Source organism: Ruania zhangjianzhongii (assembly GCF_008000995.1).
GTDB classification, from domain to species: Bacteria; Actinomycetota; Actinomycetes; order Actinomycetales; family Beutenbergiaceae; genus Ruania; species Ruania zhangjianzhongii.
Window position 1 is genome coordinate 1,654,432 of the sequence record NZ_CP042828.1, and the last position, 17,130, is coordinate 1,671,561.

At 68.0% G+C, this 17,130-nt stretch carries 15 protein-coding genes; 9 read left to right on the forward strand and 6 right to left on the reverse strand.

The window, feature by feature from the left end; translation table 11 throughout:
- Positions 1-48 precede the first annotated feature (48 nt).
- The 3 genes from FU260_RS07695 (at position 49) to dapB (ending at position 4,510) form a co-directional block, all read left to right on the forward strand.
- Complete coding sequence (locus tag FU260_RS07695; protein ID WP_147916532.1) at positions 49-2,265, forward strand: polyribonucleotide nucleotidyltransferase; 2,217 nt, start codon at positions 49-51, stop codon at positions 2,263-2,265.
- Positions 2,266-2,271: 6 nt separating this feature from the next.
- On the forward strand, positions 2,272-3,651 hold the full coding sequence (locus FU260_RS07700; RefSeq protein ID WP_147916533.1) for a M16 family metallopeptidase: 1,380 nt from the start codon (positions 2,272-2,274) through the stop codon (positions 3,649-3,651).
- A gap of 100 nt (positions 3,652-3,751) precedes the next feature.
- The gene (gene dapB, locus FU260_RS07705) at positions 3,752-4,510 is read left to right on the forward strand and encodes a 4-hydroxy-tetrahydrodipicolinate reductase (protein WP_147916534.1); all 759 of its coding nucleotides are present in this window, start codon (positions 3,752-3,754) and stop codon (positions 4,508-4,510) included.
- Between the two features lie 56 nt (positions 4,511-4,566).
- Here dapB and FU260_RS07710 read toward each other — a convergent pair whose 3' ends face one another.
- The gene (locus tag FU260_RS07710; RefSeq protein ID WP_147916535.1) at positions 4,567-5,220 is read right to left on the reverse strand and encodes a TIGR00645 family protein; all 654 of its coding nucleotides are present in this window, start codon (positions 5,218-5,220) and stop codon (positions 4,567-4,569) included.
- A gap of 209 nt (positions 5,221-5,429) precedes the next feature.
- A complete protein-coding gene (locus tag FU260_RS07715; protein WP_147916536.1) occupies positions 5,430-5,978 on the reverse strand; it encodes a GNAT family N-acetyltransferase in 549 nt (182 codons plus the stop codon).
- Between the two features lie 174 nt (positions 5,979-6,152).
- Between FU260_RS07715 and dapA the strand changes: the two genes are divergently transcribed.
- Complete coding sequence (gene dapA / locus FU260_RS07720) at positions 6,153-7,064, forward strand: 4-hydroxy-tetrahydrodipicolinate synthase (RefSeq protein WP_147919370.1); 912 nt, start codon at positions 6,153-6,155, stop codon at positions 7,062-7,064.
- Positions 7,061-8,746, forward strand: coding sequence for a ribonuclease J (locus FU260_RS07725; RefSeq protein WP_147916537.1), 1,686 nt, complete (start codon positions 7,061-7,063; stop codon positions 8,744-8,746). The genes dapA and FU260_RS07725 overlap by 4 nt, the downstream gene beginning before the upstream one ends.
- Here FU260_RS07725 and FU260_RS07730 read toward each other — a convergent pair.
- A complete protein-coding gene (locus tag FU260_RS07730) occupies positions 8,721-9,290 on the reverse strand; it encodes a TetR/AcrR family transcriptional regulator (protein ID WP_147916538.1) in 570 nt (189 codons plus the stop codon). The genes FU260_RS07725 and FU260_RS07730 overlap by 26 nt on opposite strands.
- 111 nt (positions 9,291-9,401) lie before the next feature.
- Here FU260_RS07730 and FU260_RS07735 point away from each other — a divergent pair, with 111 nt between their 5' ends.
- From FU260_RS07735 to FU260_RS07745, 4 genes are all read left to right on the forward strand, one after another.
- The gene (locus FU260_RS07735; RefSeq protein WP_147916539.1) at positions 9,402-9,812 is read left to right on the forward strand and encodes a hypothetical protein; all 411 of its coding nucleotides are present in this window, start codon (positions 9,402-9,404) and stop codon (positions 9,810-9,812) included.
- Between the two features lie 20 nt (positions 9,813-9,832).
- Positions 9,833-10,000: a hypothetical protein gene (locus FU260_RS23535; RefSeq protein ID WP_168211690.1), complete on the forward strand. Its 168-nt coding sequence runs from the start codon at positions 9,833-9,835 to the stop codon at positions 9,998-10,000.
- A gap of 118 nt (positions 10,001-10,118) precedes the next feature.
- The gene (locus tag FU260_RS07740; protein WP_147916540.1) at positions 10,119-12,767 is read left to right on the forward strand and encodes an FtsK/SpoIIIE family DNA translocase; all 2,649 of its coding nucleotides are present in this window, start codon (positions 10,119-10,121) and stop codon (positions 12,765-12,767) included.
- 279 nt (positions 12,768-13,046) lie between these two features.
- Positions 13,047-14,027, forward strand: coding sequence for a hypothetical protein (locus FU260_RS07745; RefSeq protein ID WP_148239374.1), 981 nt, complete (start codon positions 13,047-13,049; stop codon positions 14,025-14,027).
- A gap of 279 nt (positions 14,028-14,306) precedes the next feature.
- Here the strand turns inward: FU260_RS07745 and FU260_RS07750 are convergent, their stop codons facing one another.
- The 3 genes from FU260_RS07750 to FU260_RS07760 form a co-directional block, all read right to left on the reverse strand.
- Positions 14,307-15,284, reverse strand: coding sequence for an SRPBCC family protein (locus tag FU260_RS07750; protein ID WP_147916542.1), 978 nt, complete (start codon positions 15,282-15,284; stop codon positions 14,307-14,309).
- A 4-nt stretch (positions 15,285-15,288) separates the two neighbouring features.
- Positions 15,289-15,630, reverse strand: coding sequence for an ArsR/SmtB family transcription factor (locus tag FU260_RS07755; protein ID WP_147916543.1), 342 nt, complete (start codon positions 15,628-15,630; stop codon positions 15,289-15,291).
- A 178-nt stretch (positions 15,631-15,808) separates the two neighbouring features.
- Positions 15,809-17,119, reverse strand: coding sequence for a CapA family protein (locus FU260_RS07760; RefSeq protein ID WP_147916544.1), 1,311 nt, complete (start codon positions 17,117-17,119; stop codon positions 15,809-15,811).
- Positions 17,120-17,130: the final 11 nt, after the last annotated feature.

Consider the following 17,130-nt stretch of genomic DNA (forward strand, 5'->3'; position numbering starts at 1 on the left):
CGATCGATGACCGCCGGACCGTGGCGCGATCACCTAAGGAGGGCACCCGTGGAGGGTCCCGAGATCAAGTTCGCCGAGGCCGTTATCGACAACGGTTCCTTCGGCACCCGCACCGTCCGCTTCGAGACCGGCCGGATCGCCAAGCAGGCCTCCGGCTCGGCCGTCGCCTACCTGGACGAGGACACGATGGTCCTGTCCACCACCACTGCCGGGAAGCACCCGAAGGACCACTTCGACTTCTTCCCGCTCACCGTGGACGTGGAGGAGCGCCAGTACGCCGCTGGGAAGATCCCCGGCTCGTTCTTCCGCCGCGAAGGCCGTCCGTCCACCGAGGCGATCCTGGCCTGCCGGCTGATCGACCGCCCGCTGCGCCCGCTGTTCGTCAAGGGACTGCGCAACGAGGTGCAGGTGGTGGAGACCGTCCTGGCCATCCACCCCGACGACGCCTACGACGTGCTCGCCATGAACGGCGCGTCCATCTCCACCCAGATCTCCGGCCTGCCGTTCTCCGGCCCGGTCGGGGCCACCCGCATCGCGCTGGTGGACGGGCAGTGGATCGCCTTCCCGCGTTACAGCGAGCTCGAGCGCGCCGTGTTCGCCATGGTGGTGGCCGGCCGCGTGGTCACCACGGACGACGGCACCGAGGACGTCGCGATCGCGATGATCGAGGCCGAGGCCACCGATAACTCCTGGACCCTGATCAAGGACCAGGGCGTCGGCGCTCCCACCGAAGAGGTGGTCGCCCAGGGCCTGGAGGAGTCCAAGAAGTTCATCCGTGTGCTGGTCGAGGCGCAGCGTTCCCTCGCCGCCCAGGCCGCTAAGGACGTCCAGGAGTTCCCGGTCTTCCCGGAGTACGCCGAGGACGCCTACGGCGCTGTCGAGTCCGACGTCGCCGACAAGCTGGCCGAGGCACTGTCCATCGCCGGCAAGGCCGAGCGCGAGTCCCGGATGGACGAGATCAAGGACCAGATGCTCGGCGCGCTCCAGGACGGCTTCGACGGCCGGGAGAAGGAACTGTCGGCTGCTTACCGTGCGGTCACCAAGAAGCTCATCCGCAAGCGCATCCTCACCGACTCCTTCCGGATCGACGGCCGTGGCCTGCGGGACATCCGCCCGCTGTCCGCCGAGGTGGAGGTTCTTCCCCGGGTGCACGGCTCGGCGCTGTTCGAGCGCGGCGAGACCCAGATCCTGGGCGTGACCACGCTGAACATGCTCAAGATGGAGCAGCAGCTGGACACCCTCTCCCCGCAGACCCGCAAGCGGTACATGCACAACTACAACTTCCCGCCCTACTCCACCGGTGAGACCGGCCGGGTGGGTAGCCCGAAGCGCCGCGAGATCGGCCACGGGGCGCTTGCCGAGCGGGCCATCGTCCCGGTGCTGCCCGGCCGCGAGGAGTTCCCCTACGCGATCCGCCAGGTCTCTGAGGCACTCGGCTCGAACGGGTCCACCTCGATGGGCTCGGTGTGCGCATCCACCCTGTCGATGCTGAACGCCGGTGTGCCGCTGCGCGCCCCGGTCGCCGGTATCGCGATGGGTCTGGTCTCCGACACCATCGACGGGAAGACCGAGTACGCGGCACTGACCGACATCCTGGGCGCCGAGGACGCCTTCGGCGACATGGACTTCAAGGTCGCCGGTACGCGCGAGTTCATCACGGCGATCCAGCTCGACACCAAGCTCGACGGGATCCCGGCGCACGTGCTCACCAGCGCGCTCACCCAGGCCCGCGAGGCCCGGCTGCACATCCTGGACGTGATGGCCTCCGCCATCGACACCCCGGACGAGATGGCACCGACCGCACCGCGAGTGATCACCGTGCAGGTCCCGGTCGCCAAGATCGGTGAGGTCATCGGCCCGAAGGGCAAGATGATCAACCAGATCCAGGAGGACACCGGCGCCGACATCTCGATCGAGGACGACGGCACCGTGTTCATCGGCGCAACCGACGGCCCCTCCGCCGAGGCAGCGCGGCAGGCGATCAACGCGATCGCCAACCCGCAGATGCCCGAGGTGGGGGAGCGGTTCATCGGCACCGTCGTGAAGATCATGTCCTTCGGTGCGTTCGTGTCCCTGTCCCCGGGCAAGGACGGTCTGCTGCACATCTCCCAGATCCGCAAGCTGGTCGGTGGCAAGCGGATCGAGAGTGTGGAGGACGTGCTCTCCGTCGGTCAGAAGATCGAGGTGGAGCTCGCCGAGATCGATGACCGCGGCAAGCTCTCGTTGCACGCGATCAGCGAAGAGCCGGCGACCTCGGACGACTGAGCTCAGGTGCCACAGCTGCCGTTGGGCCCGGCGGGAACGCCGGGTGTAGAAGTACGGGTCGAGACCGGTGCGGGCGCCCAGGTGCGCCGCTCGGTGCTGCCCGGCGGCATCCGAGTGCTGACCGAGGCGATGCCCGGTCAGCGCTCGGCCACTTTCGGCGCCTGGGTGGCCGTCGGCTCACGAGATGAGACCGACGGCCACCACGGCTCCACCCACTTCCTCGAGCACCTGTTGTTCAAGGGCACGCCCACCCGGGACGCGATGGCGATCGCCTCCGCGTTCGACGCCGTAGGCGGGGAGGCGAACGCCGCCACCGGCAAGGAACACACCTGCTACTACGCGCGGGTACTGGACGCCGACCTGCCGATGGCCACCGAGGTGATCGTCGACATGGTGACCTCCGCCCTCCTCGACGAGGGTGAATTCGCCAGCGAACGCGAGGTCATCCTCGAAGAGTTGGCGATGACCGAGGACGACCCCGCGGACGTCGCCTACGAACGGTTCGCCGGCCAGGTGTTCGGCCAGCACCCGCTGGGGCGTCCGATCGGAGGTACCCCGGCAACGATCGGGGCCGTCCCACGCGACGCCGTCTACGAGCACTATCAGCGCGTGTACACACCGGCCGAGCTGGTGGTCACCGCCGCCGGCGGGGTGGACCACGACGCACTCTGCGAGCAGGTGCTGGCCGGAGTGGCGCGTGGCGGCTGGTCACTGGAGACGAGCGCCGTTCCGGCGGCGCGCCGCGCGACCGGTGAGGCGTTCACCTCCCGGGTGGCAGCCGTTCCGGGGATGCCCACCGAGGCGAGTGCCCTCACCGTGCACCGCAGCACCGAGCAGGCGAACGTTCTGCTCGGCGGGTTCGGTCCGGCCGGCAACGACGAGCGTCGATTCACGCTGACCGTGCTGAACGCCGTCCTCGGCGGCTCGATGAGCTCGCGGCTGTTCCAGGAGGTGCGGGAGAAGCGCGGCCTGGCTTACGCCGTCTACTCCTTCGGCTCGACGTTCGCCGACGCCGGGATGTTCGGTCTGTACGCCGGCTGCGCACCGGGGAAGGTCACCCAGGTGGTGGAGCTGCTCGACGAGCAGTGGCGGCTGTTGGCCACCGAGCCGATCAGCTCCGACGAGCTGGAGCGCGGCATCGGTCAGATGCGCGGCGCCCTGGTGCTCGGCCTGGAGGACACCAGCTCCCGGATGTCCCGGCTCGGTCGCAGCGAGATCACCACAGGGGAGTTCCTCACCCTGGACGAGACGCTGGCGCGGCTACGTGCCGTCACCGCTGAGGATGTGCGTGCACTGGCCGCCGACCTGTACGGCCAGCCCCGGCATCTGACCGTGGTCGGTCCGTTCGAGACGGACGTCGCCGCCACGGCACTGCCACGGTCCTGACTGTCACCGCGCTGGCACAGGCCTGACTGCCGCCGTGGCACTGTCACGGTCCTGACTACCCCCGCGCTGGCCCGGTCGTGACCGCCGGTACGCTGGCGGTATGAACGATTCACCTGCTCCTGCGCCCATCCGCGTCGCTGTCCTGGGGGCCGCCGGCCGGATGGGATCGACGGTGTGCGACGCGGTCGAGGACGCCGACGGGCTGGAGCTGGTGGCCCGGTACGACCTCGGTGACGACGTCGCCTCGCTGACCGGTGTGGCCGACGTGGCCGTGGACTTCACCGTGCCGGAGGCCACCGAGGCGAACGTGCACGCCCTGATCGACGCCGGAGTGCATGCGGTCGTGGGCACCACCGGGTGGACCGAAGCGTCGTTGAACCGGGTGCACGACCACCTCGCCGAGGCGCGGACCGGAGTCCTGATCGCGCCGAACTTCGCCCTTTCCGCGGTACTGGCGATGCGGCTGGCCACCCAGGCCGCGAGGTTCTTCGAGTCGGTGGAGATCATCGAGCTGCACCACCCGAACAAGGTGGACGCACCGTCCGGGACCGCTGTGCACACCGCCCAGGCCCTCGCGGCCGTCCGGCAGGACCTGCCGGCTGCCCCCGATGCCACCGAAACGTCCCTGGACGGGGCGAGGGGCGCCGTCGTGGACGGGATCCCGGTGCACTCGGTGCGGTTGCGCGGACTGGTGGCGCACGAGGAGATCCTGCTCGGCAATCCCGGTGAGCAGCTGACCATTCGCACCGACAGCTTCGACCGCAGCTCGTTCATGCCCGGTGTGGTGCTGGCCGTGCGCGCGATCGGCGACCACCCCGGCCTTACTGTGGGCCTGGACGGTGTGCTTGACCTGGACTGAGCCGGCCCGCCGCCGCCGCGGGTGAACTGACTCCCGCGACCGGATCGCCCGGAGGTTCAGCTCTTCGACGGCTCCGGAGCGGGCACGTGGTTCTGCTCCGCGGTCGCCCGGGCATGCGCAGCGCGCTCGGCCTGGGTCAGCGACATCTTGTCGATCCACGCCAGGGCGATGGCGGAGAGGATGAAGGCGAGGTGGATGAGGGTCTGCCACATCATCGTGCTGGACTCCATCGACTCGGAGTTGATGAAGGTGCGCAGCAGGTGGATCGAGGAGATCCCGATGATCGACATCGCCAGCTTGGTCTTGAGCACGTTGGCGTTCACGTGGGAGAGCCACTCCGGCTGGTCCGGGTGATCATTCAGACGAATCCGGGACACGAACGTCTCGTACCCGCCGATGATCACCATGATCAGCAGGTTGGAGATCATCACCACGTCCACCAGGCCGAGGACGAACAACATCGTCTGCGCCTCGCTGCTCATATCGGCGTAGTCCGGAGGCAGGTGTGAGACGTCGCCGAGCACCGTGTAGCCGACGAGGTGCCAGAGCTCCTTGACGAACTGCCAGACGTAGACCCCCTGGGCCACGATCAGTCCGAGGTACAGCGGCACTTGCAGCCACCGGGAGAGGAAGATCAGGTGCCCCAAGGGCGAAGCGCCGGGGTGACGGCGTGCGGAGGAGACGGTCGAGTCGGTCGAGTGCTCGGACAACCGAGTGCCTTTCGAAGATGCGACAGGGACTGACTCGCACCGCCGGGTGACAGGGCCGCTGCCCACCGACAGCGGCCGGGCGTCAGAGTATCAAGCCGTCGCGGTGGCCGGAGTCAGCGGCGCCAGGCGGCCAACAGCGTGGCCAGCGGCCTGGCCAACAGCGGGGGCGTCCGACCGTCGCGGGGCTCGAACGTCTCCGGGCGAAGAGTTCAGGAGAGCACAGCGGAGAACGCCAGCTCGTTCACCTGGGTCCCGGCCACATCGAGCACGCGGCGGATCCCGAGCGGCTCCAAGCCGGCGGTGGACAGGAACGCCGCGCGGACGTCGTCGCCCTCGATCGCCCAGGCACGCACATGGCTGGCGTTAGTGGCCCGGAGGAGATCGGTGCAGGCCGCCAGCAGCCGGGAGCCGTGCCCCTCGCGGGCGCTGGCCGGATCCACCTCGAGAGCCACGATCTCCCCGGTCTCCTGCGTCTGTGGCGCGGGGGCCAGTGCTGCGAAGCCGACCACCTCCGGGCCGTGGCAGGCGGTGAGCATCCGGTGCTTGGCTGAGGGCGGCGAGGAGATCGCGGTCCGCCAGGCAGCGGCGAACTGCTCGGCGTCCAGACCGTCGAGAGCTGCTGCGGGCAGCACTCCGGCGAGTCCGGTGCGCCAGGAGGCCACCTGGATCCTGCCCAGGTGACGTGCATCCTCGGCGAGGGACGGACGCACCGAGACATCCGCCGTCAACCCGTGCGCGTGTCCGTGGTGCTCAGCCATGCTCGCCAGCCTAGGCGATCAGCACGCGCGCCCCGCGCACCTGGCGGTCGCCCGCCGCCCAGTGCACCTGCCCGCTGTCCGGCGCATGGACTGTGAGCGTGCTCGCAGGTCCAACCGGTGCGCCCAGGCCACCGTCGAGCGGTGCTTCGCGGTAACGTCATCCCCATGTCCATCATGCCGTCGCATCCTCCGCGCACCTTCGGTTCCGTCAGTGTGGCTATGGTCACGCCGATGAAGCCCGGCGGGAAGCTCGACATCCCCGCAGCCCAGCGGCTCGCGCGGCACCTGGTGGACTCCGGTGCCGACTCCCTGGTGCTCTCCGGCACCACCGGCGAGTCGCCGACCACGCACCAGCCGGAGAAGGACGAGCTGGTCACCGCCGTGGTGGAGGCGGTGGGCGAGGAGGCGATGATCATCGCCGGCGCCGGCTCCAACGACACCGCGCACGCCACCCGGATCGCCACTGCGGCCGAACGCACCGGCGCCCACGGAATCCTGGTGCTCACCCCGTACTACAACCGCCCGTCCCAGGAGGGCGTCTACCGGCACATCCGTACTGTGGTCGAGGCCACCAGCCTGCCCGCGATGATCTACGACATCCCGGGCCGGACCGGAGTAGCGGTCGGGGACGAGATTCTCGACCGGTTCGCCGAGCACCCGCAGATCCATGCGGTCAAGGACGCGACCGGAAACGTCGCCCAAGGCTTCGACCGGATGCGCCGCACCGGGCTGGAGTTCTACTCCGGGGACGACAACCTCAATCTGGCCTGGCTGGTGCACGGTGCCTCGGGTGTGGTCTCCGTGGTCGGTCACGTGGAGGTGGCCCGGTACGCTCAGATGGTCGCCGCCGTGGATGCCGGCGATCTGTTCGGTGCACGCGACCTCTCCGCCCAGCTCGCCCCCGTGGTGGAGGCACTCATGGGCACCGGGCAGGGCGCGGTGATGGCCAAGGCCGCGCTGCAGCTGCAGGGCCACCTGGAGCACCGCAGCGTCCGCTCGCCGTTGGTCGAGGCCAACGACGCCGAGCTGGCCGACCTGCGCACCGCCCTGATCTTGCACGGACTACTGAAGGACACCGATCGATGAGTCACCCGCACCCCGAGCTCGACCTGCCCGCACCGCTGGCCCCTGGCGCACTGCGGATCGTTCCGCTCGGCGGGCTCGGCGAAGTCGGCCGGAACATGGCGGTCCTGGAGTTCGGCGGCAAGCTGCTGATCATCGACTGCGGCGTGCTGTTCCCTGAGGACAGCCAGCCCGGCGTGGACCTGATCCTGCCCGACTTCAGCTACATCGAGGACCGGATGGACCAGGTGGAGGCGATCGTGCTCACCCACGGGCACGAGGACCACATCGGCGCCGTGCCGTATCTGCTCCGGCTCCGCCGGGACGTGCCGATCGTCGGCTCGAAGCTGTCCCTGGCGTTCCTGGCCGCCAAGCTGAAGGAGCACCGGATCACTCCCGAACTGCGCGAAGTGGCCGAGGAGCAGCGGCTCAGCATGGGCCCCTTCGATCTGGAGTTCGTGGCGGTGAACCACTCCATCCCGGACGCGCTCGCCGTGATGGTGCGCACTCCGGCCGGTTCGGTGCTGCACACCGGTGACTTCAAGATGGACCAGCTGCCCCTGGACTCGCGGATCACCGATCTGCGCGCCTTCGCCCGGCTGGGCGAGGAGGGCGTGGATCTGTTCATGACCGACTCCACGAACGCCGAGGTACCCGGGTTCACCACCTCGGAGCGGGACATCGGCCCGGTGCTGGACTCGGTGTTCGGCCAGGCTGACGGCCGGATCGTGGTGGCTTCGTTCTCCTCGCACGTGCACCGGGTGCAGCAGGTGCTCGACGCCGCGCACGCCCACGGACGCCGGGTGGCGCTGGTGGGCCGCTCCATGGTGCGGAACATGACCATCGCCAGCGAGCTGGGCTACCTGAACGTGCCTGATGGCGTGCTGATCGACATCAAGAAGATCGGCGACGTGCCCGAGGACCGGATGGTGCTGATGTGCACCGGGTCCCAGGGTGAGCCGATGGCGGCGCTGTCCCGGATCGCCAACCGGGACCACCGGGTGAGCGTGGGCCCGGGGGACACGGTGATCCTGGCCTCGTCGCTGATTCCCGGGAACGAGAACGCCGTCTTCCGGATCATCAACGGGCTGATCCGCCTGGGTGCGAAGGTGGTGCACCAGGCCAATGCCCGGGTGCACGTCTCCGGGCACGCCTCCGCCGGTGAGCTGCTGTACGTGTACAACATCGTCCGTCCCCGCAATGTGATGCCGGTGCACGGCGAGATCCGGCACCTGGTGGCGAATGGCGCCCTGGCGGTCAAGACCGGCGTGTCGCCGGAGCGGGTGGTGCTCGCCGAGGACGGCGTGGTGGTGGATCTGGTCGACGGCCGGGCCCGGATCGCCGGTGCCGTGCCCTGCGGGTACGTCTACGTGGACGGGTCCTCCGTGGGCGGAGTGACCGATGCCGAGCTGAAGGACCGGAGAATCCTCGGCGAGGAGGGCTTCATCACCATCTTTGCGGTGGTGGACTCCTCCAGCGGCCAGGTGGTCGCCGGACCTCACCTGCAGGCCAGGGGAGTGGCCGAGGGTGAGGACCGGCTGGCGATGATCGTCCCGGAGATCACCAAGGCGCTCACCGAGGCCGCCGCCGGTGGGAACGCCGACGTGCACCAGCTGCAGCAGGTGATCCGCCGGGTGGTCGGCCGGTTCGCCTCCAGCAAGCTGCGCCGCCGCCCGATGATCATCCCAGTGGTGGTGGAGTCCTGAGCATCCGCCGGTAGCGGGCCGCGCGTTCGGCCTCCGAGCCCGGCAGCAGGCCGCCCAGCTCCAGGCTGACCAGTCCGTGCACCAGGCCCCAGGCGCGTACGGCCTGGTCCTCCACCTGTTCCTCGGGTGCTGTCGGCATCAGGCGTGCGACGGCGGAGCGCAGGATGGCAAACGTCGGTTCCGTCAGGCTGGCCGCACCTGTGCGCAGGCCCGATGCGGAGAACATCACCCGGTAGAAGTGCGGGTTGGCCAGGGCACTGGCCCGGTAGGCCATGCCGAGCGCGGTCAGGTCGGTGCCAGCATCGCCGGTGCGGCCGACCGCGTCCAGGTGCGCCGCGAACCGGGCCAGCCCCTCCGCCACGACGGCGTCCACCACCTGGGCACGTCCGCCGAACAGGGTGTAGATCGCGGCAGTGGTGGTATCGGCGCGGGCGGCGAGGGTGCGTACCGAGAGGGCGTCGGCACCGTCGGTGGAGATCAGCTCGGAGGCGAGGTTCAGCAGGCGCCGGTGGAGGGCGTCGTCGTACTGGCGAGGTCGGGCCATACCCGGAGTCTAAAGCCTTGACAGCAGTTTCCACACACTGTTTGCTAACAGCGTTAGTATTGGTGAGCACGTTTCCGGGGCACAGCCTTCGGAGCAGGTGAGGAGAAGGTCATGATCGAGTTGTCCCAGTCCGCCCACATGACGGCAGGCATCGTGCTCCTCGCCGCTGTGACCGTGACGTCTGGGGGAGCCTTCCTGGCCAAGGTCGCCACCGGCGGCGTCCCTGCCACGGATTTCCAGCGGTCCTTCTACCGGGCGGGGCACGGCCATGCGGGCATCCTGATCATTTTCGGTCTGGTCTGCCTGCTGCTCGCCGAGGCGACGGCGTTGACCGGGTTTGCGCGCTGGCTCGCCGCCACCGGGGTACTCGTCTCGGCGATCGTGCTCCCCGCCGGTTTCTTTTTGTCCGCGATCGGCAAGGGTCGTACCCGGCCGAACCGCGCGATCGTGCTGGTTTGGGCCGGTGGTGCGGTGCTGGTGGCCGGGCTGGTCACACTTGCGGTCGGGCTGCTCCTGGGCTGATCGGGGCGCGCAGGTCACAGGTGGGTGACGGGCCAGCCCATACCGCGGCGGTCCCCGGGGTGCTGTGCCATGGCTGGTGCGAACTGATCGACGACCTGACACTCGACCAGCTGGTTGCCGACCGTGAGCGGTCCGAAGCGGTGTGCGCGACCTCCATCGACGCCGAGAACTCCGTCGATCAGCAGTAGATTCCGCATGATCTCGGTCCAGAGGCGTGTTCCTGCGCGCCTCGGAGCCCGCTGTCTGGTTGAGTAGCGACGAACAGGCTTGTCTCGGCACGCCTGAGCGAGGAGGGACAAGAACATCATGGCGACCCGTACGACTTCCCCCGGACGGTCCGCCGCACCAGGACGAAAGAAGAACGCGCCGGCGAAGTCCAGCGCGGCCCGGGCGAAGAATTCCAAGCCCGCCGGCCGCAGCCAGCAGACCCGCCCGGCGCTGCCGATCCGGATCCTGCGCGGCCTGTGGATGGGTGTGGCGCACGTGATCGGTGGCACAGCGCGTTCGATCGGCTCCGGTGCCCGTGGCCTGGACCCCGCGCACCGGCGCGACGGCCTGGCGTTCCTGTTGCTTGCGCTCGCGGTGATCGTGGCGGTGCGGGAGTGGTTCGGGCTGTCCGGATCGGCCGGTGACATCGTGCATGCGGCGGCCGCCGGTGGCGTGGGCGTGCTCGCTGTGGCGATCCCGCTGATCCTGCTGTTCCTGGCGGTCCGGCTGATGCGCCACCCGGAGCGCGGTGAGGTGAACGGCCGTATCTCGATCGGCCTGACCGCGATCGTGGTGGCCGTCTGCGGCCTCATCCAGGTGGCTTCCGGTCTGCCTTCCCCGCCGGACTGGGCAGCGGTGTTCGGCGCCGGCGGCCTGATCGGCTTCGTGGCCGCCAATCCGCTCTCGGCGGCACTGACCGAATGGGTCACCATCCCGCTGATGGTGCTGCTCGGCTTCTTCGGCATCCTGGTGGTCACCGCCACCCCGGTGGCGGCGATCCCGCGCCGCATTCGCCAGGGGATCGATTGGATCACCGGCAATGACGTCGGCGCCGGCGAGCCGGCGGATGAGGCGCCCGCCCGTTCCCGCGGCGCGCGAAAGGTCAGCAAGAGGGGCGACACCCAGGCGATCGAACCGGGCGACTTCCACGGTGACGAAGCGTTCGAGCAGGCGGCCGAGCTGGCCGCGGCGGAGGCCGCAGCGGGCGGCGCGTCCGTGGCTGACTTCGCCGAGACTGGCGACGGCGCACCGTTCGCGGGTGAGGAAGGGCCGGCTGCCGAGGTGGCCGGGGAGAACACCGAGGACCTGCAGGCGCCGCCCACACAGGCGTTGCCCAAGCGGGCCGAGCAGCTGGTGCTAGACCCCGGCATGACCTACACCCTGCCCGAGGACGACGCCCTGATCGCGGGGCCGCCGCACAAGACCCGCTCCGCAGTGAACGACCGGGTGGTCGAAGCGCTGACCACTGTGCTCACCGACTTCGGCGTGAACGCCGAGGTCACCGGATTCACCCGTGGGCCTACAGTGACGCGGTACGAGGTGGAGCTCGGCGCCGGGGTCAAGGTGGAGCGCGTCACCGCGCTGAGCAAGAACATCGCCTACGCGGTGGCATCGGCGGATGTGCGCATCCTGTCTCCGATCCCGGGCAAGAAGGCGATCGGTATCGAGATTCCGAACGCCGACCGGGAGACCGTGGCCCTCGGTGACGTGCTCCGGTCCGGACCGGCGCGTCGCAACGAGCACCCGATGGTGATCGGTGTGGGCAAGGACGTCGAGGGTGGCTACGTGGTCGCCAACCTGGCGAAGATGCCGCACATCCTGGTGGCCGGTGCCACCGGGGCCGGTAAGTCCTCGTTCGTGAACTCGATGATCACCTCGATCATGATGCGCGCCACCCCCGAGGAGGTGCGGATGGTGCTGGTCGACCCCAAGCGGGTGGAATTGACCATCTACGAAGGCATCCCGCACCTGATCACCCCGATCATCACCAACCCGAAGAAGGCCGCGGAGGCCCTGGACTGGGTGGTGCGGGAGATGGACAACCGCTACGACGACCTGGCCACCTACGGCTTCAAGCACATCGACGACTTCAACAAGGCGGCACGGGTCGGCAAGCTCACCCCGCCGCCGGGGAGCGAACGCAAGCTGGCGCCGTACCCCTACCTGCTGGTGATCGTCGACGAGCTGGCGGACCTGATGATGGTGGCCCCACGGGACGTGGAGGCCTCGATCCAACGGATCACCCAGCTCGCCCGCGCCGCGGGCATCCACCTGGTGCTCGCCACCCAGCGGCCGAGTGTGGACGTGGTCACCGGTCTGATCAAGGCGAACGTGCCGTCCAGGCTGGCGTTCGCCACCAGTTCGTTGGCCGACTCCCGCGTGGTCCTGGACCAGCCGGGTGCGGAGAAGCTGATCGGTCAGGGTGACGCTCTGTTCCTGCCGATGGGTGCCTCCAAGCCGATGCGGGTGCAGGGTGCCTGGGTCGGGGAGTCCGAGATCCACACCGTCGTCGACCACGTGAAGGGCCAGCTGAAGCCGAACTATCGCGAGGACGTGATCGTCCCGGTGGCGAAGAAGCAGGTGGACGAGGACATCGGCGACGACCTCGACCTGCTGCTGCAGGCGGCGGAGCTGGTGATCACCAGCCAGTTCGGCTCCACCTCGATGCTGCAGCGCAAGCTCCGGGTCGGGTTCGCGAAGGCGGGCCGGCTGATGGACCTGCTGGAGTCCCGGGAGATCGTCGGCCCGTCCGAGGGCTCCAAGGCCCGCGACGTGATGATCCAGCCGGACGATCTGCCGGGCACGCTGGCGATGCTGCGCGGGGAGTCCCCGCCGGCTCCGGCCGGGGATGCCGGCGCCCCGGTGTACGACGCTGCCGGGAACGACGCCGGCGCGGGCTACCCAGCCGACGACTATGCCGACGAGAGCGAGTCCGAGGACGCCTGGGAGCTCACCGACCACCGCTGAGCGTCACGTCGGCTTCCGTCCGGAAGGACTCATCAAAGCGCGTGTCTTGGTCGGCTGGCGGTTCATCGCCCGGTTCCGCTGACAAGTGCGCTCCCGCCTGTTACGTTCGACGCACGAAGTCCAGAACGTACCGGGGGAGGTACCGATGTACTATCTACTGTTTGACTCCAGCTGTGCTGGTTGCTCTGAGTTGGCTGCCATGTGTCGAGATGCGAGCCACGGCGACATTGAAGCTCGGTCGCTGTATGATCCGCGGAATAGCAGTCTAATAGCAGTCTAATGGCAGTCGATCAACTTCGTGCCGACGAGCCCATACTAGTTGACTCGACGAATGTGGGCCTGCCGCGATCCTATCGCGGATTGCCTATGTTGATGCGTCTTATTGGGATTGTTGGACCCGCGAACGGCTTCGCGATTTATCGACGAGCACGCGAACTATCAGATTCAACTTCGCCGATTCGTGATCTCTTGTCCCGACGTTCTCTCATCAAAGGTACAGCTGTCGCTGGAGCTGCTGGCCTCAACGTGGCGTTCGGCGCTTCCGCCGCCTTCGGAACTGTGGACGGCGAGTCGCGTCCTTCTGATGTGATGTCTGGCTTCACGTCCGACGCCGCGGTGCAACGACTCATCGAGTTCGCGGCTCAGCTTGGGTTAGTAGCGGATGCAGCTGGGAGTCCGGTCGCCCCTATTCCGGAGGTGGAACGCGAGGGTTCCCGCGCTTTCGCGGTCACCTTGCTCCTTCTGGACCAGGGTGGCAATGTGGGAGGCTTCATTTCTGGTGTCACGAGTGAAGGCGGCGTCCAGCGCTTACAAATGGGCCACAAGCACCACGAGACCTCGCGTTTGGACTTCTTCTCAGTCATCGATGGCGAAGTTGCGCAAGACAATGTCACCGTATGGAGCAGTTCTGATACCTCGAGGGTGGCTGAGACCCTTGAAGGTCAATTCATCATGGAGGTCGATGAAGCAGCGTTCGAGGAACTGCTCGACAGTGACACATTGACACAACAAGGCGCTTTAGCCGCCTATGGGAACGGGCGCACGGTGGCCCCTGCGTGGACTATGAGTTGTAGCGATTGCCGCTACTGGGTCGGTGCGATTTGCTCGGTAGGGTGTTCACTCGGTGGTGCGTTGGTCGTTGCACTCCTCTGTGGACCAGCCGCGCCGGTATGCATCGCGATTGCGACAGCGGCCTACGCGATCGCTTGCTACGGCACAGGTCCTATAAGTGTTGATGCACGATGCAAGGCGTACTGCTGATCGATGATTCTCACCGGATTTTGCTTCCTAGCCGTTGGTGGAGTGCTGGCGCTATTGTCGCGCAGCAGGAAGAGCCTGTATAAGTGGACAAGCGGCGCCCTGATCTTCGCTGGGGTTGGTCTAGTCGTGTTGATCATCGGATTCTTGTTACGGTGAGAAACATGAATGTTCGCCGGGAGCAGCGCAGTACGGCGGTGTAGGCGTGCCAGGACCATCTCGAGTGAGTTCGTACATCATGCGACTCGGTGGCGCCCTGGGTCCAAGATCCACCGGCTGGGCTCAGACGGCGGCGAGCACCTCGCGCTCGAGGCGCTGGTAGGAGGTCTCCATTCCGTCGGTCATGCCGGTGGCCAGCACCATGTCGCGCACCTCAGCGCTCGGATAGGTGATGACCTGGATGAGCAGCGTGCCGCCGTCGACGGCGGAGAGCGTGAGGTCGTTCCGGACCGGCTCGCCCGCCATGCCGATCATCGCCTCGGTGGTGACCTCGCGGTACGGAGCCTGAGCCGAGACCAGCTCACCGGTGAAGCCGAAGCCGGGCGCGCCGTCGTCAGACTCCCACTCGTACCGGTAGGACTCCCCGACGGCGGTGGCCACCTCACAGACGGTCATCCGCCAGCCGTCCGGACCGAGCATCCACCGCTTCAGCAGTTCTGGCTCGTGGTGGGCACGCCAGACCTGGTCCACCGTGCCGCGGATCACCCGGGAGACACGCACCTGCGTGTCAGAGAGGATCTGGGCCGCGACCGTGCGGTCCGCGGCGAATGAGGAGAGGTCGGCCAGTACCGTGTCCATCTGGCCGAGAGCTTGGGTCATCCCCTCCGGTGTGCCCATGGCGACCAGCTGCTCCAGGTCCGCCAGGGTGGCAAAGTGGCTCACCGCGGTGAAGGAGGAGCCCGCATCGAGGTCGGCGAACGTGACGGTGATCCGGGTGTGCGGCAACGAGTCGTTGACCGTGCCGTCCTCGTGCGCGAAGCCTTCGATGATCTCGAACGCGCGACCCGCATCGACCGAGAGGAACTCCCAGTAGCCGTGGGCGCGGCTCCCGTCCGGGCCGGTCATGAAGTAGTCCGAGCGTCCGCCCGGGAAGGTCTCGTGCCGGATGAACGTCGCCGGCCAGGTGGGTGGGCCCCAGAACTGCTCCAGCTGCCGCGGGTCGAGCCAGGCCTCCCAGAGCCTGGTCCGGCTCGCCGCACACTCACCGACGATGGTGAGGGTGAGTGCTTCCGGGTCTTGGTGCACGTCGGTGATCGGCATCGGTCTACTCCTTCGGATCGTGGGCAAGCAGGTCATCGAGCTGACGACCACGCTCTCGCCAGAGGCCTTCGAGCTGGGTGAGCAGCACGCGGGCTCGGGCGAGACGTTCGGGGTCGCCGCGGACGAGACGTTCCCGCCCCCGACGCTCCTTGGTCACCAGACCCGCCTCCTGCAGCATCGCCACATGCTTCTGTACTGCGGCGAAGGACATGTCGTAGTAGCTCGCCAGAGTGCTGACCGATGCCTCGCCCGCGAGGGTGCGGCGCAGGATGTCCCGTCGCGTCCCATCCGCCAGCGCACGGAAGAGGCGATCGATCTCGACTTCGGAGAACTGATCTACAACCATTAGGTTGTATGTTATGGGATGGCGGGGTGCTGGTCAAGGGGGAGAGCGCCGGGTGTGCATGATCGCCGATTCGGCAGTGCGCCCGCCCCGTCGATACCGCAGAGCACGACCACGCGTAGGAAGTATCGCGTGAATGGATTCACGCCGGCAGGGCAGACACAGGGTGGCCAGGCCCGCGCTAGGACCGGGGGGTGACCTCGGCCGCATCGCCGGTGGGCTCCGGCGCCTCGGTACGCTCGGCGAAGTCAGCCCCTGAGGACTCCGCCATCACTTCCTGCACCCCGTCCATCCGGGACTCAAGTGTGCTGTTGTCCAGCTCGAGGCCGTCCGGCCGCTCGCCACCGAGCAGGTCGGCCAGCGGATAGACCACCTGACCACCGACGCGGTCCACGGTCATCGCCGTCCACTCCAGGCCGGTCACCCGGGCCGGACCTTCCACCGGCTTGACCACAGTGGCGGTCATGAACAGCCCGGTTCCGGTCTGCGGGACGCAGCACTTGTCGTCCTGGTTGGAGATGAAGTTCCCCAACGAGTAGGCGACCCACATCCCCTCCCCGTCCGGACCGCCGTCGAGCAGGGCGAACGGCTGCGGTACGTGCGGATGGTTGCCGATGATCAGGTCCACCTGGCCGGATTCGGCGAGCGCTTCGGCGAGCTCGGTCTGATCCTCGTTCGGGTAGCTCTGATACTCCACCCCCCAGTGCAGGGTGGCCACCACCAGGTCCGCACCGCCGTCCCGTGCGGCGCTGGCCTGCTCGATCAGCGTGTCGGCATCGAGGAGGCTCACCGACCACGGGGCATCGTCGGGGATCGGGAGCCCGTTGGTGCCGTAGGTGCCGCCGATCTGCGCCACGGTGATCTCCTGACCCCCGCGCTCAAGCTGGTACAACTGCGGTGCGTCGGCCTCCTCCTGGCTGCGCGCCGTGCCGACATGCCCGAGCCCGACGTCGTCGAAGACGTCCAGGGTGTAGGCGAGGTTGTCCTCACCGCGGTCCAAGGAGTGGTTCGTGCCGGTGGAGCAGCCGTCCCAGCCCAGGTCCGCCAGATTTTGTGGCAGCTGGTCCGGGGCGCCGAACAGTGGGTAGCCGGTGGGCTCCTCCTCGGGCAGCGAGAGTGGCACCTCCAAATTGCACAGTGCCAGGTCTACCCCTTCGCTCCAGTCCTGGGTGGCTGCCAGCATCGGGGTGAAGTCGTAACCGTCGTCCGTGCGCGATTCCTCGATCGGGGTGTCGTGCGGGAGTACGTCGCCTGCGGCGCCGATGGTGAAGGTTGCTTCCTCCTGCTCCGGCTCCGACGGCGTGGGGCTGCGTTCGTCGCTCGGCTGATCGGCCGGGTCGGTCGCCGTGGCCGTGTCCTCTGGCGGGCCATCGGTGCTGGTGGCGGGGTCCCAGGGTCGGGTGAAGAACAGCACCATCGCCACCACCAGCACGATCGTGAGAGCGGTCAGGGCAGCAGGAAGCACCCAGCGTTGCTGGGGGGAAGACGCCATGGAACTGCACT